This window comes from SAR202 cluster bacterium (assembly GCA_009392515.1).
Classification (GTDB): Bacteria; Chloroflexota; Dehalococcoidia; order Lucifugimonadales; family UBA6952; genus UBA6952.
In genome coordinates, this window is sequence record VFGE01000048.1 from 1 (window position 1) to 20,445 (window position 20,445).

General features: G+C 33.8%; 22 protein-coding genes, 3 tRNA genes and 1 rRNA gene. 7 read left to right on the forward strand and 19 right to left on the reverse strand.

Going from position 1 to position 20,445, the window contains the following annotated elements; all coding sequences use genetic code 11:
- Nucleotides 1-100: 100 nt before the first annotated feature.
- From FI695_06920 to cofE, 17 genes are all read right to left on the reverse strand, one after another.
- Nucleotides 101-487, reverse strand: coding sequence for a 50S ribosomal protein L7/L12 (locus tag FI695_06920; GenBank protein MQG51691.1), 387 nt, complete (start codon nucleotides 485-487; stop codon nucleotides 101-103).
- Between the two features lie 30 nt (nucleotides 488-517).
- Nucleotides 518-1,051, reverse strand: a complete 534-nt coding sequence (locus FI695_06925) for a 50S ribosomal protein L10 (protein MQG51692.1) — start codon at nucleotides 1,049-1,051, stop codon at nucleotides 518-520.
- Nucleotides 1,052-1,215: 164 nt separating this feature from the next.
- On the reverse strand, nucleotides 1,216-1,929 hold the full coding sequence (locus FI695_06930; protein MQG51693.1) for a 50S ribosomal protein L1: 714 nt from the start codon (nucleotides 1,927-1,929) through the stop codon (nucleotides 1,216-1,218).
- 2 nt (nucleotides 1,930-1,931) lie between these two features.
- Nucleotides 1,932-2,357, reverse strand: a complete 426-nt coding sequence (gene rplK, locus FI695_06935) for a 50S ribosomal protein L11 (GenBank protein ID MQG51694.1) — start codon at nucleotides 2,355-2,357, stop codon at nucleotides 1,932-1,934.
- 28 nt (nucleotides 2,358-2,385) lie between these two features.
- Nucleotides 2,386-2,976, reverse strand: a complete 591-nt coding sequence (nusG, locus tag FI695_06940) for a transcription termination/antitermination factor NusG (protein MQG51695.1) — start codon at nucleotides 2,974-2,976, stop codon at nucleotides 2,386-2,388.
- 30 nt (nucleotides 2,977-3,006) lie between these two features.
- Nucleotides 3,007-3,147: a preprotein translocase subunit SecE gene (gene secE, locus FI695_06945; protein ID MQG51696.1), complete on the reverse strand. Its 141-nt coding sequence runs from the start codon at nucleotides 3,145-3,147 to the stop codon at nucleotides 3,007-3,009.
- 104 nt (nucleotides 3,148-3,251) lie between these two features.
- Nucleotides 3,252-3,422, reverse strand: coding sequence for a 50S ribosomal protein L33 (rpmG, locus tag FI695_06950; GenBank protein MQG51697.1), 171 nt, complete (start codon nucleotides 3,420-3,422; stop codon nucleotides 3,252-3,254).
- A 7-nt stretch (nucleotides 3,423-3,429) separates the two neighbouring features.
- Nucleotides 3,430-4,617, reverse strand: a complete 1,188-nt coding sequence (gene tuf, locus FI695_06955; protein MQG51698.1) for an elongation factor Tu — start codon at nucleotides 4,615-4,617, stop codon at nucleotides 3,430-3,432.
- A gap of 50 nt (nucleotides 4,618-4,667) precedes the next feature.
- Nucleotides 4,668-4,742, reverse strand: a tRNA-Thr gene (locus FI695_06960).
- Nucleotides 4,743-4,760: 18 nt separating this feature from the next.
- Nucleotides 4,761-4,848: transfer RNA gene (locus tag FI695_06965), tRNA-Tyr, on the reverse strand.
- A 64-nt stretch (nucleotides 4,849-4,912) separates the two neighbouring features.
- A tRNA-Thr gene (locus FI695_06970) sits at nucleotides 4,913-4,988 on the reverse strand.
- 141 nt (nucleotides 4,989-5,129) lie between these two features.
- The gene (radA, locus tag FI695_06975; GenBank protein ID MQG51699.1) at nucleotides 5,130-6,509 is read right to left on the reverse strand and encodes a DNA repair protein RadA; all 1,380 of its coding nucleotides are present in this window, start codon (nucleotides 6,507-6,509) and stop codon (nucleotides 5,130-5,132) included.
- A 39-nt stretch (nucleotides 6,510-6,548) separates the two neighbouring features.
- Nucleotides 6,549-9,038 (reverse strand): ATP-dependent Clp protease ATP-binding subunit, encoded by a 2,490-nt coding sequence (locus tag FI695_06980; GenBank protein MQG51700.1) that lies wholly within the window; start codon nucleotides 9,036-9,038, stop codon nucleotides 6,549-6,551.
- 26 nt (nucleotides 9,039-9,064) lie between these two features.
- Entirely contained in the window at nucleotides 9,065-10,390 is a 1,326-nt protein-coding gene (locus tag FI695_06985) for a S1 RNA-binding domain-containing protein (GenBank protein ID MQG51701.1), read from the reverse strand.
- 197 nt (nucleotides 10,391-10,587) lie between these two features.
- A 5S ribosomal RNA gene (gene rrf / locus FI695_06990) occupies nucleotides 10,588-10,704 on the reverse strand.
- A 36-nt stretch (nucleotides 10,705-10,740) separates the two neighbouring features.
- Nucleotides 10,741-11,937 (reverse strand): PLP-dependent aminotransferase family protein, encoded by a 1,197-nt coding sequence (locus FI695_06995; protein MQG51702.1) that lies wholly within the window; start codon nucleotides 11,935-11,937, stop codon nucleotides 10,741-10,743.
- Between the two features lie 80 nt (nucleotides 11,938-12,017).
- Nucleotides 12,018-12,770 carry a coenzyme F420-0:L-glutamate ligase gene (gene cofE / locus FI695_07000; protein ID MQG51703.1) on the reverse strand — a complete coding sequence of 251 codons (753 nt, stop codon included), beginning with the start codon at nucleotides 12,768-12,770 and terminating at the stop codon, nucleotides 12,018-12,020.
- A gap of 150 nt (nucleotides 12,771-12,920) precedes the next feature.
- On the opposite strand from cofE, the gene FI695_07005 reads away from it, so the two are divergent.
- The 7 genes from FI695_07005 (at nucleotide 12,921) to FI695_07035 (ending at nucleotide 19,468) form a co-directional block, all read left to right on the forward strand.
- Nucleotides 12,921-13,793 (forward strand): CoA ester lyase, encoded by an 873-nt coding sequence (locus FI695_07005; GenBank protein MQG51704.1) that lies wholly within the window; start codon nucleotides 12,921-12,923, stop codon nucleotides 13,791-13,793.
- Between the two features lie 24 nt (nucleotides 13,794-13,817).
- Nucleotides 13,818-14,198, forward strand: coding sequence for a dihydroneopterin aldolase (locus FI695_07010; GenBank protein MQG51705.1), 381 nt, complete (start codon nucleotides 13,818-13,820; stop codon nucleotides 14,196-14,198).
- 109 nt (nucleotides 14,199-14,307) lie between these two features.
- Entirely contained in the window at nucleotides 14,308-15,105 is a 798-nt protein-coding gene (locus FI695_07015; GenBank protein MQG51706.1) for a hypothetical protein, read from the forward strand.
- Between the two features lie 27 nt (nucleotides 15,106-15,132).
- Nucleotides 15,133-16,410, forward strand: coding sequence for a 7,8-didemethyl-8-hydroxy-5-deazariboflavin synthase subunit CofG (gene cofG, locus FI695_07020; protein ID MQG51707.1), 1,278 nt, complete (start codon nucleotides 15,133-15,135; stop codon nucleotides 16,408-16,410).
- On the forward strand, nucleotides 16,379-17,695 hold the full coding sequence (cofH, locus tag FI695_07025) for a 7,8-didemethyl-8-hydroxy-5-deazariboflavin synthase subunit CofH (GenBank protein ID MQG51708.1): 1,317 nt from the start codon (nucleotides 16,379-16,381) through the stop codon (nucleotides 17,693-17,695). Before cofG ends, cofH begins: the two co-directional genes overlap by 32 nt.
- Nucleotides 17,695-18,651, forward strand: coding sequence for a 2-phospho-L-lactate transferase (locus tag FI695_07030; protein MQG51709.1), 957 nt, complete (start codon nucleotides 17,695-17,697; stop codon nucleotides 18,649-18,651). Before cofH ends, FI695_07030 begins: the two co-directional genes overlap by 1 nt.
- Before the next feature lies 1 nt (nucleotide 18,652).
- Nucleotides 18,653-19,468, forward strand: coding sequence for a hypothetical protein (locus FI695_07035; protein ID MQG51710.1), 816 nt, complete (start codon nucleotides 18,653-18,655; stop codon nucleotides 19,466-19,468).
- Here FI695_07035 and FI695_07040 read toward each other — a convergent pair.
- The gene (locus FI695_07040) at nucleotides 19,461-19,730 is read right to left on the reverse strand and encodes a hypothetical protein (protein MQG51711.1); all 270 of its coding nucleotides are present in this window, start codon (nucleotides 19,728-19,730) and stop codon (nucleotides 19,461-19,463) included. The genes FI695_07035 and FI695_07040 overlap by 8 nt on opposite strands.
- 20 nt (nucleotides 19,731-19,750) lie before the next feature.
- Nucleotides 19,751-20,445, reverse strand: a 695-nt coding sequence (locus FI695_07045) for an NADH-quinone oxidoreductase subunit N (GenBank protein ID MQG51712.1), incomplete at its 5' end; no start/stop codon positions are given.

Below are 20,445 nucleotides of genomic sequence, written 5' to 3' on the forward strand. Positions count from 1 at the left end.
CTAAAACAATAGTTCCTTCTAAAGTTGTAGCAAACATCCCAAAGGATACTATTATAAATACTATCCATTTAGGTTCCATAATTGACCTTACACCAGGTTATTATTCTACAGTGACTGTAGCTCCAGCCTCTTCAAGTTTAGATTTAATATCATCGGCTTCATCTTTACTTGCGTCTTCTTTTATCGCAGCAGGGGCAGACTCTACAAGATCTTTTGCTTCTTTAAGTCCTAGAGTAGTAACTTCTCTCACAGCTTTGATTACATTGATTTTTTGGTCACCAATTTCTGTAATACTCACTTTAAAACTAGTACTATCACTTCCACCGCCAGCAGCAGCATCATCCCCAGCAGCAGCAGCAGCTGGTGCTGCAGCAACAGCGACTGGTGCAGCAGATACACCAAACTCTTCTTCAAGAGCTTTTACCAAATCCGATAACTCTAATACTGTTAAACCTTTTATACTTTCTAATATTTCCTCTTTAGTCATTTTTCGGTGTTCCCTTCCTTATTAATCTAATTAACTATTGTCTTCAAGTTTTTTTTGATTTAAGACATTTGACAAAATTGTAACGATAGAGGTTGATGGTCCAGCCAATGCTGTAACCAATCGCTGAGGCTGAGATGCTAACATCCCTACTAATTTAGCTATTAATTCAATTCTAGATGGTAATTTTACTAACGTATTAATTTGAGAAGAATCATAAGTTTGACCATCCATAGCGATAGCAAAAACTGATAAATCTAATTCATTATTTTTAGCAAAAGAAACCAATAGTTTTAATGATTCTATAGGATCGCCTTCACCTATAACCAAACCTGTGGGACCGTCTAATAATTCTTTGAATTCTGGCTTTCCTGCATTATCTGCAGCAATATTCGCTAATGTATTCTTAATAACTTTGTAACTTAAACCATTAGTTCTTAAATGAGAACGAAGTGAATTGAGTTGGTTGACTGATAAACCAGTAACTTTCGTAGATATAGCTACGTTACTAGTTTTAAAATCTTCAGCTAACCTTTCAACTATATCAATTTTTTTAACTGTTGGCATAAATCACCTCAAAAAAAAAGTCTGTAACCAAAAGCCACAGACAAAAGAATTCTCGAATTTAACCTCGGTGAGAAATTAAGCTTTCATAGCGCTCACTGTCTTTGGCATTTATTTAATTATAAAACATTGACAGTATATACTGTACTTAGTAATAAGTCCAGATATCACTCCATTTTAACAGAAGAAAGATCCGCAACATCTAGAGCAATACTTGGCCCCATTGTGCTTGTAAGATATGCGGACTTCAAAAACTGACCTTTAACAGCAGAGGGACGTGATCGACTTATCATATCCATAACAGTATTCAAATTATCTACTAACATTGATTCTTCAAAACTAGCTTTACCAAAAGCAATATGAATAACAGCTGTCCTGTCCATTTTAACTTCCACTTTACCTTTTTTTGCCTCTTCTACTGCTCGACCTAGATCTTGAGATTGTACAACAGTCCCTGTTCTAGGATTTGGCATTAATCCTTTGCGACCTAATATTCTACCTAGTTTACCTACTTTACCCATCATTTCTGGAGTTGATATGACGGTATCAAATTCTAACCAGCCTTTTTCAATATTTTCAATAAGGTCATCTGCCCCAACAAAATCGGCGCCTGCATCTTTGGCTGATATAGCTCCATCTGCTTGCGCAAAAACCAATACTCTAACAATTTTGCCCAGTCCATGAGGTAATAACACTACACCTCTTACTAATTGTTCTGCATGTCGAGTATCAGCATTTGTTTTGACATGTAATTCTACAGTCTCATCAAATTTAGCAGTTGCACTTGATTTAACGAGACTAACGGCCTCTTCAATATTGTAAAGTTTTTCCATATCAATTGCTGACTGAGCAGATGTATATCTTTTACTTTGTTTAACCATAATTATTCTCGAACCTCAATTCCCATACTTCTAGCGGATCCTTCCACTATTTTCATTGCAGCCTCTATATCAGCAGCATTTAAATCTGCCATTTTACTTTCAGCAATCTCTTTAATGGCTGACCTTGATAAAGATGCAACTTTATCTGTCCTTGGCGACGCACTCCCTTTAGTAATTTTGGCAGCTTTTCTCAAAAGTTCTGATGCAGGTGGAGTCTTAGTAATGAAAGTAAATGATCTATCTTCATACACAGTAATTTGGGCAGGTATAATAGTTCCACCTTGAGAAGCAGTTTTAGCATTATATTCCTTCACAAATGCCATGATATTAACACCATGTTGACCTAGCGCAGGCCCAACTGGAGGTGCTGGTGTAGCCTGCCCTGCAGGTAATTGCAAATTAATTAAAGCTAATATTTTTTGTGCCATTTGATAATCCTAATTTATTAAATCTATACTACAATTTTTCAACCTGTAGAAAATCTAACTCTACAGGAGTTTCTCGGCCAAAGAATGAAACTAACACATTTAATTTCCCTTTATCCATATCTATTACGTCGACAACACCAATGAAATCAGCAAAAGGACCAACAGTAATTCTAACAGATTCGCCTTTTGTTATACCAAATCTCGTAGTAGGAGTTTTGGATTCAATCATATCAAGGATTTTATCTACTTCCCATTTTTCCAAAGGTACCGGTTTTGGTCGATTCTGATCTGAATCTTCTGAAGAAATAAATCCAGTTACGCCTGGAGTATTCCTAACAACAAACCAAGCATCATCATCTAAAGCCATATTTACCATTATATAACCAGGATACAAACGTAATCTTTTAGGTATTTTCTTGCCTTCACGTATCTCTACCACTTCTTCAGTAGGAACAAGCACTTGAAATATCTTATTTTCTACATCCATAGTTTCAATACGCTGTTCTAAATTACGTTTAACTCTCTCTTCTTGCCCAGAATATGTATGCACAAAATACCAACGTCGACCATCATCGATCTCTGTCGATTCTTCTATTTGATTGTCTGTTATATCATTCATTTTTATAATTCTATATTTTATTACAACTAACTAAAAAAGAACCTGATCTGAAATAGTTGTATAAAGGAAATCTAAAACTCCTAACATTGCTCCGATAGCTATAGAAACAGCAAGAACTAGCATGGTTAGTCGTGTAGTTTCTTGGCGAGAAGGCCACGTAACTTTCTTCATTTCACTAAAAACTTCTCCAAAAAAACTGAATACCCCAAATCTTGGGCTTCGAGATTTTGAAGGAGTATTTCTAATAGTGCTTTTTACTGCATTTTTTGCCACTTCTATCTAGCCTCTCGATATAATTGATGAGATCGACACCGTGGACAATATTTTCTCATCTCAATCCTATTAGGATCATTTCTTCTATTTTTTGAAGTAGAATACGTTCTATCACGACACTCTGTACAACCTAGTGTAATTAAAGTGCGTGCTTCTCCACCTTTTTTAGCCATGATTTCCCTATCCTATGATGTCAGTAATTACTCCAGATCCTACAGTTCGACCACCTTCTCGTATAGCAAAACGTAAGCCTGGTTCCATAGCAATTGGATAAATAAGTTTAATTTTCATCTTCACATTATCACCTGGCATAACCATTTCCATACCATCTGGAAGGTTAAGTTCTCCCGTAACATCTGTAGTTCTAATATAAAATTGAGGTTTATAGCCATTAAAGAAAGGAGTATGCCTGCCCCCTTCTTCTTTACTTAGGATATATACCTCACTATTAAATTCAGTTTTTGGCTCAATAGATCCAGGAGCAGCTAGAACTTGACCTCTAACGACATCTTCACGATCAACACCTCTCAAAAGACAGCCAACAGCGTCACCCGGTTCTGCTTCATCTAACAATTTATGAAACATCTCCACCCCAGTAACAACCGTTTTCTTAGTATCTTCTACACCAACAATTTCAATTTCATCACTTGGGTGTATTAATCCTCTTTCAACCCTACCAGTAACAACAGTACCTCTTCCTTTAATACCAAATACATCTTCAACTGGCATTAAAAATGGTTGATCTTTAGGTCGTTCTGGAACATCAATATAATCATCTACAGCTTGCATCAAATTAAGAATTCCTTGTTCAGCATCAGCATCTCCATCCAATGCTGATAATGCAGAAACTCTCACTATTGGTATATCATCTCCAGGAAAGCCATAACTACTAAGAAGCTCTCTAACCTCTAATTCAACTAATTCTAACAATTCTTCATCGTCCATAACATCGCATTTATTCAGTGCTACAACGATTTTTGGAACTTCTACTTGTCTTGCTAAAAGGATATGTTCTCTAGTTTGAGGCATAGGTCCATCTGGAGCACTAACAACTAATATGCCTCCATCCATTTGGGCAGCACCTGTAATCATATTTTTGATGTAGTCAGCGTGGCCAGGACAATCTACGTGTGCATAATGTCTACTCTCAGTTTCATATTCAATGTGTGAAATCGCTATAGTCACCCCACGAGCTCTCTCTTCTGGAGCATTATCAATAGTATCAAATGCTCTAAATGATGTTCCATCACTATGTTTTGCTAGTACACTTGTAATAGCAGCTGTTAATGTTGTTTTACCATGGTCAACGTGACCAATAGTTCCGACATTAAGATGAGGCTTATTTCTTTCAAATTTTTCTTTAGCCACTCTAAAATCCTCCTACATTATTTCTAAATAAACTTTTCTATTTTATTATATGGAGCCCACAATCGGACTTGAACCGATGACCTCGTTCTTACCAAGAACGTGCTCTACCACTGAGCTATGTGGGCAACCCCTTTTCCACTTTATGGTGGACGGGGCAGGATTCGAACCTGCGTAGCCCTTCCGGGCGCCAGATTTACAGTCTGGTGGTATTAACCACTCACCCACCCGTCCCTGTTAAATTAGGTCCATCCTACTTTTACCTACAAGCACCAAAGCACATCACCTATTCATTATGTGGAGCCCGAGAGGGGACTCGAACCCACTAACCTGCCGATTACAAATCGGCTGCGCTGCCATTGCGCCACTCGGGCAAAACTCCAATTTCTCTTTTTCCCAAAAGAGAAATAAGCTAAGATGATAATATTAAAGAAGGAATCATCTAGCTTTACCCTGAATAAGTATAGACTTAGTATTAATTTAGGTCAAGATGCTATTAGAATATCAACTATTTCTCAATCAGAAAAATAAATTTGAATTGCTTCTTTTAAATTACTAACTCCAATAACTTTGATCTCAGAATTTTGTATTTCTTTTGATTGGACTTTTGGAATTATCGCTTTTACAAAGCCCATTTTTTGAGCTTCATCAATTCTTTTACTTATATTTTGAACACGCCTAAGTTCACCACTTAACCCTATTTCACCAATAACTATTGTTGACTCAATAGGAGATAGATCTTTGAAACTTGAAACTATCGCTAATGCTATGCCTAAATCAGCTGCAGGTTCTGTAACCTTAATCCCGCCAATCACGTTAACAATGAGATCTTGATCCGATAGCCTCAATCCCGTGCGCCTAGTTAAAACCGTTGACAATAAAATCATTCTATTAAAATCAATACCAGTAACAGTTCTTCGAGGTTGTGGAAATACGGTATATGATGTTAATGCTTGAATTTCTATTATTATTGGCCTAGTACCTTCTATTGTAACAACAGGTACTGATCCAGGTAAATCACTATTATAATCATTAATAAAAAAAGAAGATGGGTTTTCAACTTGACGAATACCTGCATCCATCATTTCAAATATACCTATTTCGTTGGTGGAACCAAATCTATTTTTTACACCTCTAATAATCCTATAACCATTGTCTGCATTCCCTTCAAAATGCAATACTACATCAACCATATGCTCAAGAACTCTAGGTCCTGCAACTGAACCATCTTTGGTGACATGGCCAGTTAGAAAAACAGGGATTTTTCTATTCTTGCAATACATAATTATTTGCCTAGCAGTTTCCCGTACCTGTCCGACAGTTCCTATTGGGGAATCAATTTCGTCAGTAAACATCGTTTGAATCGAATCTATAATTACTAGTACTGGTTCTACTTTCTCTATATTCTCTATAATAGTAGTTATATTTGTGGATCCAATATAATACAAAGAATTCTGAGAGGATTTTAAACGATCAGCACGAGACCTTATTTGATTTGAAGACTCTTCGCCAGAAACATATAAAACTGGATTATTATTACCGGAAATATAAGATGCAATTTGTAAAAGCAGGGTGGATTTACCAATCCCGGGATCACCAAAAAGAAGTATACTAGACCCATCAACTATACCACCGCCTAAAATTTGATCTAACTCTACAAATCCAGTAACAATTCTATTTTTTACATCATCAAACTTGATTTCAGACAATAATTGTGCTTTTTCTATACTTTCATTTATCCAGGGCTGCTTTAATGTAGTTTTTGAGGTATTTATATTACGTAAAATCAAGGAATTCCATGTACCACAATGGTAACATTCACCTTGCCATTTAGGGAAAGTCGCCTCACAGTTACCACACACATATTCTGTTCTTTGTGACTTTCTAGAAACCATAACAATCAGTAAATATTAAACTTTTGATAAGATTGATATCTATGTTTCAATTTTAGCTACAGAACTTATTACTGTTAAAACTATATCGTCATCTTCTACGTCAGCTTTAATCGTATCCCCTGGACCAAACTTACCAGATAGAAATTCTTCTGAAAGTTTATCTTCTATACGATCTTGAATTTCTCGCCTTAAAGGTCTAGCACCAAAAATAGGATCAAAGCCTTTATCTGCTAATAATTCTTTAGCTGATGAAGAAAATTCAATAGATATACCTTTATTTAATAATTGTTGGGAAACTTCTGATAACATTAATTCAACAATATTTATAATATGTTCTTTTGATAAAGGATGAAATACTACTGTTCCATCTAAACGATTTAAAAATTCAGGTCGGAAGAAATTCTTAACCTCGTCCATCACCTTATCTTTCATTCGAGAATACTTCTGATCGACAGTATTTCCTTCTTCAGATTTTAAATTAAAACCCATAAATCTTTCTTGGCGAATCAAATCTGAACCAATATTACTAGTCATTACAATAATAGTATTTCTAAAATCTACTTTACGTCCTTTGGCATCAGTTAAATGCCCATCATCAAATATTTGAAGTAAAATATTAAAAACATCTGGATGTGCTTTTTCAATCTCATCTAAAAGTATTGCAGAATAACTTTTACGCCTGACTATTTCTGTTAATTGGCCACCTTCTTCGTAACCTACATACCCTGGAGGTGCACCGACTAAACGAGCAACTGCATGTCGTTCCATAAATTCCGACATATCAAGCCTTACAACACTGTCTTCACTTCCAAACATAAATTCTGACAATGCTCTGACCAAATATGTTTTACCTACACCTGTAGGGCCTAAGAAAAGAAAATTCCCTATTGGTCTTTTGGGATCCTTAAATCCTGCTCTTGCCCTTCTTACTGCTTTAGATACTTGTTCTACAGCCTCATCTTGACCTATAACTTTATCATGTAAAACTGTCTCCATCTGTAGGAGTTTTTCTAACTCTTCTGTGGCAAGTCTAGTAACAGGAATACCTGTCCACATACTCGTTACCTCTGCAACATCTTCTGAAGTAACAACAGGCAAGTCACTTTCTTCATCAACAAGTATGTCTGAGTTATCAGGCAAATCTGATGAAAAATTATCAATCTTATCTCTTAATGATTGCTCTCTTTCATGAAGCTCTGCAGCATATTCATACTGTTGTTGTGCTAAAGCTTCATCTTTATCTCTTCTAACTTTATCTAACACAGTACCTACCTCTTTCACTGAAAGCGGCATTGTTGTTTGTCTAATTTTGACTTTGCTAGCAGCCTCGTCAATTAGATCGATAGCTTTATCAGGCATGAATCTGTCCGATATATAACGAGATGCTAATTCCACAGCTGTTACAAGTGCTTCATTAGATATTATTAACCCATGGTGTTCCTCATATTTTGGTTTAATACCTTTCAAAATTTCAATAGAATCTTCTTCTGAAGGTTCTAACACTTGAACTGTTTGAAAACGTCTTTCAAGCGCAGGATCTCTTTCAACATACTTACGATAATCATCTACGGTAGTAGCACCAATACACTGTAACTCACCTCTTGCTAAGGAAGGTTTTAATATATTAGCAGCATCAACAGCACCTTCAGCAGCTCCTGCACCAACCATAGTATGCATTTCATCAATAAATAAAATACAATTCCCAGACGATTTTAATTCTTCTATTACTTTTTTTAATCTTTCTTCGAATTCACCACGATACTTTGTTCCTGCAACTAGTATTCCCATATCGAGTGCAACTAACCGTTTGTTTGACAAACCTTGAGGCACGTCATCAGAAAGTATTTTTTGCGCTAGTGCTTCAACAATTGCAGTTTTACCAACTCCTGGTTCACCAATTAGCACAGGATTATTCTTTGTTCGCCTGCTAAGTATTTGTATAACTCTATCTATTTCTTGACTTCTTCCAACCACTGGGTCAAGTTTCTCGTCTCTTGCCAATTTAGTTAAATCAATTCCAAGCTGATCAAGAGTAGGAGTTTTACTTGGTGTCTTTGAAGTGCTAGATGTAGGTGTATAACCTGTTTGGGTACTAATTCTTGTAGCTTCCGATCGAATCTTATCCAAGTTTATTCCCAAGCTTTCCAAAACTCCCGAGGCTACTCCTTCGCCCTCTCGCATAATACCGATTAACAAATGCTCTGTACCAATAAATTGCTGATTGAGCCTTCGAGCTTCATCTACTGCTAACTCTATAACTTTTTTAGCTCTAGGAGTTAATCCTATTTCTCCAGGCGATGGCCTTCTTTCTCCTCTACCAATGATAAATTCTACAGCAGATCGGACTTTATTCAATTCGAGTGATAGACTGATTAAGATTCTTGCAGCAGCACCGTCAGATTCTTTCACTAATCCAAGCAGTATATGTTCTGTTCCTATGTAATTATGATTAAATCGTTGTGCTTCTTCTTGAGCTAAAGATAGAACTTTTCTAGCCTTTTCTGAAAACTTTTCAAATCTACTCGACATAATACTAGTCCTTACTACTAAAAATACTAAATAGAATCATCGTTCTCTTCAGTTTCTTCTCCAGTTTCTTCTTCAAGCGATTCTTGATCATTTTGGTTTTCATTCATGTCAGAAGAAACAATTTCATCAACATTACCATCAGCATCAACTTCTATTACAGCGGAAGAAACAACTTCATCATTCTCTTCATTATCCTGAACATCTTCATTTGGTTCAACCATATTTTCACTATTTTCTTGATTAATTTGCTTGAGACTTAAACCTAATCTCCTCTTCTCTGGCTCTAGACTAATTATTTTCAGTTCTAATTCTTGGTTTTCGGATAAAACTTCTCTAGGATGTTGAATTGTTTCATCAGTTATTTCTGAAATATGCAATAATCCATAGATTGATCGATCAATTCTTACAAATGCTCCATAGTCAGCAAGTTTTGTTACTACACCATTTACAATTTGATCTACTGAATACTTATCTGCAACTGTAGACCAAGGTTCTGCCTCTAAACGTCTTAGACTAAATGCCACTTTTTTAGTTTCAAGGTCAACCTTTAAAACATAAACTTTTACATCTTGTCCCGCTTTCAAAATAGATCCGGGGGAATCCACCTGGTCCCATGACATTTCAGAAATATGAATCAATCCAGTCACACCACCACAATCTACAAAAGCACCAAAATTAGATATACCTGTGACTTTACCGTCCCGAATATCCCCCTCTTTCATTTCTTCCAATAATTTATCTAAATCAAGTTTTTGTTTTTCTTGAATCGATTGTCGTTCAGATAAAATTAGGGTCTTTTGGTTTCTATCTAATGTCATTATTTTCATATTTATAGATTGACCAATTCTTGATTCATCATTATTGATATTAGATGAATCTGTAGTGTCCATTTGGAATGGCGTTAGGAGTTGCGAAACAGGTACGAATCCTTGCACTCCTTCAACTTCAATCACAGCACCGCCCTTGTTAAAACTTTTTATCACTCCCGATACGACATTTCCTAATTCAGATTCCTTTTTTAATGTTATCCAGCCATGTTCCGCTCTAGCTCTATCAAAAGAAAGTAAGGGTAATTGATCTCCAGAATCAGGTCTCACCACAAAAACATCTAATTTATCACCAACTTTTATATCAGCAAGTTCTTCATCAGTCATACTTCGGGTTTCACGCATAGGCACTAGTGCGTCTGATTTATGACCAGAATCAACCAAATAACCTTCTTGGTCAATTTTCACTATTTCAACCTCAAGAACATCTCCACGTCTCAATGGTTTAGGGAACTCTGTTTCTGTAAGTAGTTTCCCCATAGGGGTTTCAGATAAATCTGTTAAAGTTTCAAATTTTGAAGCCAATTAGACTTCCTCCTATATATATTCTGTTATAAAGTAAAAATAATTCTGTAGATTATAATGAAGATTGATGTAATGGTAAAGCATATACAATTAAATAGCTAATTCTCGCATAAAAACCAATCTATCTATAACAACTAACTACATACTATCATATTTTCAAAAAAAAAAGTTCCTGGTTAACCAAGAACTTAATTTTATACTGGCAGTGACCTATTTTCCCATACCCTTGCGAGCACAGTATCGTCAGTGCTGGGATGTTTCACTTCCGTGTTCGGGATGGTAACGGGTGGTTCCGTCCCGCTCAAACCACCAGAAATTTAACTTTAACACACTAAATATCAAATTTCAAACTAAGATTTTAACAATCCTTGTTCTCTAAAAACTTTTGCTAATAGTTCTATACCAGAAACTGTATCTTCCAGATTGTGATATCCATAACACAAGCGTATATAATTATTAGCCTTTTTCTCTGTTGAAAAAGTGTTGCCTAAACCAAAAATAACACCTTTTTCACGAGCTATCGGCAATATTGGTTCCAAATCTAAGTCATCGGGAAATTTTAACCATAAATATAATCCGCCCTTAGGAGCGATTATTTCTACTTCAGACCCCATAAATTCACCTATAGCCCCAAGCATGCAATCGCGTTTACCTCGAAACATAGTACATAAACCAGCCACATGTTCTTCCATATTTTTTTCCAAAAAGTATAGGGCAGACAGTATTGTGAACTGACTAGGAGGAGTTCCTGGATTTACAGCCATAAGATATGGTAAAAATGAATCCGGTGCTACTATCCATCCTAATCTTAATCCAGGTGCTAGTATCTTTGAAAATGAACCTGAATAAATTACATTATCAGAACCTTCGAGAGAAGCAATTGCGGGATAATTTTCGCCTTCAAACCTTAAATCAGCATAGCAGTCATCTTCAAATAAAGGAATCTGAAACTTTTGAGCTATTGCTAGTATATCTTTCTTTCTTTCTAAAGTCATATCAGTGCCAACTGGATTTTGAAAAGTTGGAATTGTATATATAAACTTTGGTGTAATTCCACTATTTTTTAATTCAATTAATTTGTTCTCTAGAGAGGCCGGTATCATACCTTCTTCATCCATTTCTACACCAGCCATTTTAGCGCCAAATCTTTCAAAAACTCTTAAAGCTCCTGTATATGTAAACTCTTCTGAAACAATCGTGTCACCAGGATTAATAAATAATTGGGTGATTAAATTTATAGACTGCCCAGAACCTGCAGTGATGATCACATTTTGAGGACCTACTTCTATACCTCTATTGTCTTTAATTTTTTTACAAACTAATTCACGAAATTCGAGAAGACCTTGGGGGTGTGGATAGAAAACTAAATCTCGCCCTTGGTCTTTTAATGCTTCACCCAAAGACGTGTGCAATTCCCCAATGGGAAAATGGTCTGGATCAGGGAATGCGACTGCAAAATCGTATTTTGGCCTTGGAAGGGGTTCAGTTAAAACTGAATTTTGAGGCACGTTATTAGCAAAAAAACTATTATATTTTTTATCACCCATAATTAATTCCTAACAAAAAAATATTTAGATTCTTAAAATATACAGCCAATGTATATCACGAACAACATATAATTCTATAATTATCTAAATAAATCTTGCTCTGGTGGTCGAATTAAGTCATTTATAGATCCCTCATCCGGAACAAACTTATAACCTTTAACCAAACACACAGGAATATTATCTAGTTTATTCATTACCAATTCAGAAGCAGCAGCCAATTCATCCACAACTGCAATTACAGATGCCTTGAGATCCATTCCATTTGCATCACTTAATCCTCTGTAATCACGAAAAGGAGACATGCCTGATAGGCCAATTGCCACATTAGTCACACCAAATCTCCATGGCCTACCCCAAGTATCTGTAACAATTATTGCGGTATCTATCCCCAATGACTTTTTTATAGAATTTCGAATATTAAATGCAGATTTATCAGAGTCTATCGGCAAATAAGTGGCCATGTTATCACCAGATACATTCGATAAATCAATACCGGCATTTATGCAATAAAAACCATGTTCAGTTTCCGTAAGTAAAACCCCATTCTGCATTTTAGAAATTCTTTTGCTTTTTTGAAAAACCAATTCAATTAATCTTGGATCTCTATCCCATTCTATTGCCCATTTTTTTGCTAAATTAGATGGCGTAATAGTGTTCAAATCGACTAAGCAAGATTCAGATTTAGATATGATTTTTTGAGTTACAACAAGAATATCACCATTTTCAATAATGATGTTTTCTTTTTCACAGGCATCCATAATTAATTTTGGCAAATCGTCTCCAGGGTATATGATAGGTAAACCTTCGATACCAATAATACTTATGGATTTCATACTCATCTCCAATCTAAATAGTCCTGAGACATATTATTATATCATTATAGGTAAATACAAATTATATTTAAGTTTAGACATATATGTTATACTTCTAAAACCTAATTTGAGTTTGCAAAATTTATTTTATTTTTTATTTAGGAGAGTGAAGTGGAATTATTTAGAAGCCTTTTATTTGTACCTGGTAATAGAAGTGACATGCTGGAAAAAGCAAGTACTGCAAATACTGATATTCTTGTGCCTGATATGGAAGATTCTGTTCCCGACAACGAAAAAAGTAATGCTCGTAGTTTAATTAGTGAAAAATTGAGTACATTATCTGGAAAAAATCAATCTATAGTACCGAGAGTCAATGCCTTAGATACTGGTTTAATCTTTGATGATATACGTGCTGTAGTAAGTTCTAAAACCTATGGAATAAGTGTAGGTAAAATCGAGAGCAGTTGGGATATTAAAGAAATTAGTAAAATATTAAGTCAAATAGAATCAGAAAAATCAGTAGAAGATGGTAAAACGAAAATTATAGCATGGATAGAAAGCGCTTCAGCTATAGTAAATGTTAGTAGTATTGCATCAGCATCGAGTAGAATGCTCGGCATAGCTTTCGGTGGTGAAGATTATACAAACGATATGGGTATTCAAAGGTCGGATACAGGTATTGAAATACTATACCCTCGTTCTGTTGTTGCAATAGCAGCAAAAGCTGCTGGTATTACAGCAATCGATACTCCATATGTCAACTTCAGAGACAATGATGGACTAGAGCAAGAGATAAAAAGTGTTTTACCACTAGGTTTTAAAGCTAAATTTGCTATTCATCCCGGACAATTAGAAAGTATTAATAATCTATTTAGTCCTTCACAAGAAGCCATTGAATATGCCAAAAAGGTGATTGAAGTATTCGAAGAAGCAGAAAAAAATGGTTCTGGCGCAACTTCTCTTGACGGTAAAATGATTGACGTACCAGTGGTAAAAAGAGCACGCAACCTTCTTGAATTAGCAAACAAAATGTCTCAGTCTTAAATAAATATGTAGCGAGATATATTTATGCCTTTTAATGATGATTATATCGAATTAAACAACATTATTGCTGCCACCTATTTAGGTATAACCCCAGAAGAGCAATCAATAAAACAAGATATATTAATAAATATAAAGCTATATAAAGATCTAAAATCATCTGCAGTATCTGACAAAATTGAAGATACCATAAATTATTCTGACGTTATAAATTATCTTTATTATGAATTAGCAAAGACAAAATTTAATCTAATTGAATCACTTGCTGAATATCTTGCTAGTAGCTTAGCTGATGTTTTCAACCCATATGCTATTGAACTAGATATATCTAAAACGAACCCTCCTCTGGACTATTATCCTGATTCAAAAATAACTATACATATATATCGTAAATTCAAAGAAAGTTAGCTAGATGAAAAAACGTATATTGTTTCTATTTTTTGCTGTTTCATTAATTACATTAGTACTCTGTATCTCTTACTTCGTATTTTATAATAAAGCAGAGTCTACCAAAAAAGTGGAATTGAACCTAATAGCAACACTAGGGACTAGTGATATATCCATTGGCTCTAATAGATTAATTCTAGGTATTCAAAACCCTCAAAGAAAAACAATTATTGCCGACAAAATTTCAATCGATTTTTTCCAACAAAAAAACAACTCCTCTATATTTCAATTCACAAAAGAAGGTGATTTTATTAATTGGCCTAATTCAAAATCTGGAGTTTTTGCTTCTAGCGTAAATTTTGACACACCTGGTGACTGGTTAGCGGAAATCAGACCACAAGATGGAAAATATAAAAATCAAAAAGCAAGAATAGTAATAAGGGTTAAATCAACAAGTTTAACGCCGTCTATAGGTGATAAGATCCCTAAAACAAACAATTTAGTAGCTAAAAATAACGAAGAACTGAAGTATATAACTTCTGATATTAATCCACTTTTGAATTTATATAATAAATCAGTAGACGATATATTATTATTGAAAGACAAACCTTTATTAATATTATTTGCGACACCAGGACAATGTAAAAGTTTTACTTGTGGACCACAAATGAATATTATCAAAACACTTCATGAAAATTATAATAAGGATATGTATTTCATTCATATAGAAGTATATGATATTGAAAGTGCAAATAAAGAAGGAGAATTTACTAAAATTTCACCAGTTATAAAACCTTGGAATTTACCAAGTGAACCTTGGGTTTTCTTGATTAATACCAAAGGGATTATTATAGACAAATTTGAAAGTTTTGTACCTCAAGATGAGTTGGAGCTTTCAATTAATAGAATACTTAGTAATAATTTATAGAAATAGTTAATAGAAATAATTAATAATATGGGCTCTAATCTAAACTTAAATATTGACTACGATATTTCAGGTGCTGAAAAAAGCAATATTCCCTATCAGCTAAGAAAGATTACTGAAAAGATTATTGAAAATAGAGTAATTCCAGATAATGAATTGTATGAAATATTTTTCGATAAATATATTACCATTAAGGATTTATGTATTTCTGCATCTCTAATTCGAAATGCAGGCAAAAAAAATATTGTAACCTTTTCTCCAAAAATATTTGTCCCATTAACACAAGTATGCTCGGATATTTGTTCCTACTGCACATTTCGGGAAGACCCAACTTCTTATGATACGATCTTTTTAAAGGAAAATTATATTTTAAATCTAGCCCAAAAAGCTGATCTACTGGGTTGTAAAGAAGTGTTATTTACCCTTGGAGAGCGTCCAGAAAGAAAATTCCCTATAGTGAAAAAATGGCTTAAAGATCATGGGTATATTTCAACAATTGAATATCTTTCCTATATATCTGAATTAATCGCTCGTGAAACAAATTTATTCCCTCATGGAAACCCAGGTACAATGACACGAAATGATATGAAAAAATTAAAAAATACTAATGTTTCTCTTGGTTTAATGTTAGAAAACATTAGTGATAGGTTATCACAAATAGGCGAACCTCATGAATTTGCTCCTAGCAAACGTCCAAAAGCCAGATTAAAAACAATCGAAAATGCAGGAAAATTACAAATACCATTTACAACTGGAATTTTAGTTGGTATTGGAGAAACAAAAAAAGAGAGATTGGATTCTATTTTTGCTATCAAAAAAATAAATGAAAATTATGGCCATATCCAAGAGTTGATAGTTCAAAACTTTAGAGCAAAATCAGATATTCCTATGAAAAGTCACCCAGAACCACAGGTTGAAGATTTTATTTGGACAATTGCTGCTACCCGTATTATCATGGGATCTAATGCCAATATTCAAGTACCGCCTAATCTTAATGAAGGGTATTATGAGAATTTCCTAAGCGCAGGAATAAACGACTGGGGAGGAATATCCCCACTAACCATTGACTATGTTAATCCTGAAGCGCCATGGCCTACTATTGAACAATTAAATCAAAAAACTACCGAAAAAGGATTTGAATTAAAACCAAGACTACCTATATACCCTGAATTTATTGAATCTAAAAATGCTCAATTTAAATACTCTAAACTATTATCAAAAAAAATCGAGTCATCGGTGGATTCAAATGGATTTGTAGATGGAGGAATATTTAACTATGTCAAAGTTAAAAAACCAACAATTGTTTAATTCAGAATTAAACGACTCATTTGCCAATATTAGTCCTAAGATAGCAAGAATATTAAACAAAGCTCTTGAAGGTAAGGATATTACTATCTCTGAAATCTCTTTGCTACTCACTACTAATGGCCCAAATTTGAACGCAGTAGTATGGACAGCTGATTTATTACGTGCCAAAACTGTTGGTGATAAAGTAACCTATGTTGTTAATAGAAATATAAACTTCACCAATGTTTGTATTAAAGGATGTGGATTTTGTGCATTCAGTCGAGATTATAGAACTGAAGAATCCTATATATTACCTACTGAAGAAATCATTAGAAGAGGTAAGCAAGCGTATATGTTAGGAGCTACCGAATTATGTATTCAAGCAGGGTTACCGCCCAAAATGAATGGTGATTATTATATAGAGTTATGTAAAGAAATCAAAAAAGAAATCCCAAATATACATATACATGGCTTTTCTCCTGAAGAGGTTTTATATGGATCCATTCGGTCTAAGACTAGTATTAAAGAGTATCTAATAGAATTAAAAAATGCCCAAGTTACGAGCCTCCCTGGAACCTCTGCAGAAATATTAGATCAAAAAATAAGAGATACTATTTCTCCTGGTAGGATTACAGTTAAACAATGGATAGATGTAATTACAACAGCCCACAAAATAGGGATTCCTACTACTTCAACAATGATGTATGGTCACATAGAAACAAACCATCATATTGCAAATCACCTTGTTTTACTACGAAACATACAAAAATCAACTGAGGGATTTACTGAGTTTGTCCCTTTAAGTTTTATTTTTGATGAAGCACCAATGTTTAAAAAACAATCGATTCCAAACTTAAGAAAAGGACCATCAGGTATCGAAGTTCTAAAAATTCACGCTGTCTCAAGAATAGCATTAAATAACTGGATACCAAATATTCAAGTATCATGGCCAAAAGAAGGCCCCAACATAGCTCAAATACTACTTAATGCTGGAGTAAATGATATGGGAGGTACTTTAATGAACGAGAGTATTTCTACAGCCGCTGGAGCTCAACATGGGCAATTATTGAGACCTAGAGAAATACGACAACTTATATGGGAGACAGGGCGAACACCTGCTGAAAGATACACTGACTATAGCATACATAAAATTTTTTCCGAAAAAGAAGAAAATAGCGACCCCCTTGATTCTATAGAAGAAAATAGTGAAAATATTTTTGGCTCTTATAAACAATTAATAAACATGCCTAAATATAAATATATTCACCCTAATAAATCTGATAAAAAGCTACAAAGCCCATTCTAATGAACAAAGATATCGCTGAAATCAGCATATTAACTCTAGCAGGCGGTGTTGGCGGCGCCAAATTGGCCAAAGGGCTATACCTCTCACTTGACCCTCATCAATTAAAAATAGTAGTTAATACAGCTGATGATACTGAAATCTATGGTTTATATATCTGCCCAGACCTTGATACTATGATGTATTCATTGAGTAATTTATCTAACACAACACAAGGATGGGGAATAATAAATGACTCTTACACCACTTTAAATATGTTGAATTATTATGGATACGATACATGGTTTAATATTGGTGATAAAGATTTTGCCACTCATATTCTACGAACCGAATTAATAAGATCAGGGAGCAGTTTATCTGAATCTATAAATCTAATTAGAACCAAACTAGGTATTAAATCAGAAATATACCCAATGTCTGATCAAATAGTAAGAACAATATGTACAACAAACATTGGTAAATTGAACTTTCAAGAATATTTCGTTGAACATAAATGTGAACCAAAACTATTAAACATAGATTTTGAAGGAATAGATTTAGCACAAATGTCTACTGGATTTGAAAAAGCATTAGAAAGATGTGACGCATTAGTCATATCCCCTTCAAATCCTTACGTTAGTATTGATCCTATAGTATCTATAAATAAGGTACGTGAAAAAATTGAGAATTTTAATGGTATAAGAATCGCAGTAAGCCCAATTGTAAAAGGTAATGCAATTAAAGGGCCAGCAGCAAAAATGTTAGATGAATTTGGTGAAGATGTAAGTTGTGTTGGAATTGCAAATTTATTACGTGGAATTTGTGACATTCTAATAATAGATACACAAGATTTATCTGAAATTAGAAATATTGAAAAATTAGGGATAAATGCAGTAGCTACTAATACTATAATGAATTCTGATGAAGATAAAAAACAACTGGCAAAATTTATCTTAGAGATTATTAAAAAACAAATCTAAAATGGTGACACCTAACTCCAAATCTAATTTTGAAATAATCATACCAATCGCAAATATATCAATTGGAAATACAAAAACACGTCTTGCCAACAAACTAAGTGAATTACAACGAAAAAACTTGACGATTTGGCTCTTAAACCATGTAGTGACTACCTCTTATATGGCATTAAGCCAATTAAAAATGGAACCATATATAACAATCTTGGGAAATGAGTACTCAACACCAGAATTTGATTATATTTCTCATATTTATTCAATAAAAAATCAAATACCTATAAAAAATTTAGGAAATAATTTAAATGATAGCCTGCAACAATATTTAGACATATCAAAAAAAAACAATAAATTAATATTACCTGCTGATCTTGGTATGATCCAAATAAATGATATTTTACAATTTATTCAAAAATCAAATAATTTCAAAATACCTGTAATAGCTAAAGCAAATAAAGATAATGGTACTAATGGGTTACTGTTACCTTTGAATAAAGATTTCAAATTTAGATTTGGGAAAAATAGTTTTACTTCTCATATAGATATACTTAGGACGTATGAAATAGTTAATAGCCATGGAATAAATAACGATATAGATGAACACTCAGACTTAATCAAATTAATGAAAAATAACAACTCTATCAAATATGTTTTAGATATTAAAGGTAAAATTGTAATACCATTTAATGAATATAGCCATGTAAATAAAGAGATAAATGTGAATCTTGTAAATGATAATTTCACGCTACCAAATAACATGGAATTAAAAGAGTCAAAAAAGACATACTTTTATAATAAGTCTATAGATATAATAATTAATTAGGTGGTAACCGAAATACGTCAGTGTATATTTTTCTATTTTCTCCAAATTTACCGCTATCATTCTCTAACAACAATTCTTCTGCCCAAATATATTCAACATCATTCCAATCAATAGGAAATGCTGGATCGCTAAAAAAATCAACACATGCTTCTGTATGGTCTTTAGCAAATTTATATCCAAGCATTTGAAAATTGTCATACTGATTACCGATGTAAGAAATAAAATCACCCTTCATTTCGGCTAATATAATGTATAGTTTCATAACTAATCTCTATAAAAAATCTAGTTACTAATAGAAGATTCTAGCAATTGCAAAAATGGATCAGGATATACACCTAAAACTAATATACCAATTAAAGTACAAATTAAAACGATATTTAATGAATAGGATCTAAAATTATGATATTTGTCTATTTGAATATCTGAAACAAAAAGCGTTTTTATGACTTTAAGGTAGTAATAGGCTGAAAAAACGCTATTAATCACACCGAATAAAACCAACCAAATTAATTCCGATTTTATAGCAGCATTGAATAAATATAACTTTCCTAAAAATCCAGATGTCGGAGGTAAACCAATAAGAGACAAGAAAGATATCACTAAAACGATTGATGCAAATTTATTAGTAAAAAAAGCACCTGAGTAACTTTGTATTGAATAACTATTAGTAGATAACGAAATGCTCATTAATGAATAAAAAGCTGCAATATTTGTAAATGAATAAGTAAATAAATAAAAAAGTATCGCAACTTGCCCTGATACCGTACTAAATTGAGAAAAACATGCAACTCCGATTAATATATACCCTGCATGTGCTATACCACTATAGCCCAATAGTCTCTTTGAATTTCTTTGAAGTAATGCACCAGCATTACCCACCATCATAGTGAGAGCTGCAATAATTGCGATACCATAAGTCCAATCTAGATATCCATAAGCAATAATAAAAACTTTTATTAGCAAAGCAAGTCCTGCAG

Bases quoted from the DNA above. Each gene is read 5' to 3' on its own strand.
- FI695_06920 (MQG51691.1), bottom strand. From the start codon at position 487: ATGACTAAAGAGGAAATATTAGAAAGTATAAAAGGTTTAACAGTATTA.
- FI695_06925 (MQG51692.1), bottom strand. From the start codon at position 1,051: ATGCCAACAGTTAAAAAAATTGATATAGTTGAAAGGTTAGCTGAAGAT.
- FI695_06930 (MQG51693.1), bottom strand. From the start codon at position 1,929: ATGGTTAAACAAAGTAAAAGATATACATCTGCTCAGTCAGCAATTGAT.
- rplK (MQG51694.1), bottom strand. From the start codon at position 2,357: ATGGCACAAAAAATATTAGCTTTAATTAATTTGCAATTACCTGCAGGG.
- nusG (MQG51695.1), bottom strand. From the start codon at position 2,976: ATGAATGATATAACAGACAATCAAATAGAAGAATCGACAGAGATCGAT.
- secE (MQG51696.1), bottom strand. From the start codon at position 3,147: ATGAAGAAAGTTACGTGGCCTTCTCGCCAAGAAACTACACGACTAACC.
- rpmG (MQG51697.1), bottom strand. From the start codon at position 3,422: ATGGCTAAAAAAGGTGGAGAAGCACGCACTTTAATTACACTAGGTTGT.
- radA (MQG51699.1), bottom strand. From the start codon at position 6,509: ATGGTTTCTAGAAAGTCACAAAGAACAGAATATGTGTGTGGTAACTGT.
- FI695_06980 (MQG51700.1), bottom strand. From the start codon at position 9,038: ATGTCGAGTAGATTTGAAAAGTTTTCAGAAAAGGCTAGAAAAGTTCTA.
- FI695_06995 (MQG51702.1), bottom strand. From the start codon at position 11,937: ATGGGTGATAAAAAATATAATAGTTTTTTTGCTAATAACGTGCCTCAA.
- cofE (MQG51703.1), bottom strand. From the start codon at position 12,770: ATGAAATCCATAAGTATTATTGGTATCGAAGGTTTACCTATCATATAC.
- FI695_07010 (MQG51705.1), top strand. From the start codon at position 13,818: ATGCCTTTTAATGATGATTATATCGAATTAAACAACATTATTGCTGCC.
- cofG (MQG51707.1), top strand. From the start codon at position 15,133: ATGGGCTCTAATCTAAACTTAAATATTGACTACGATATTTCAGGTGCT.
- cofH (MQG51708.1), top strand. From the start codon at position 16,379: ATGTCAAAGTTAAAAAACCAACAATTGTTTAATTCAGAATTAAACGAC.
- FI695_07030 (MQG51709.1), top strand. From the start codon at position 17,695: ATGAACAAAGATATCGCTGAAATCAGCATATTAACTCTAGCAGGCGGT.
- FI695_07035 (MQG51710.1), top strand. From the start codon at position 18,653: ATGGTGACACCTAACTCCAAATCTAATTTTGAAATAATCATACCAATC.
- FI695_07040 (MQG51711.1), bottom strand. From the start codon at position 19,730: ATGAAACTATACATTATATTAGCCGAAATGAAGGGTGATTTTATTTCT.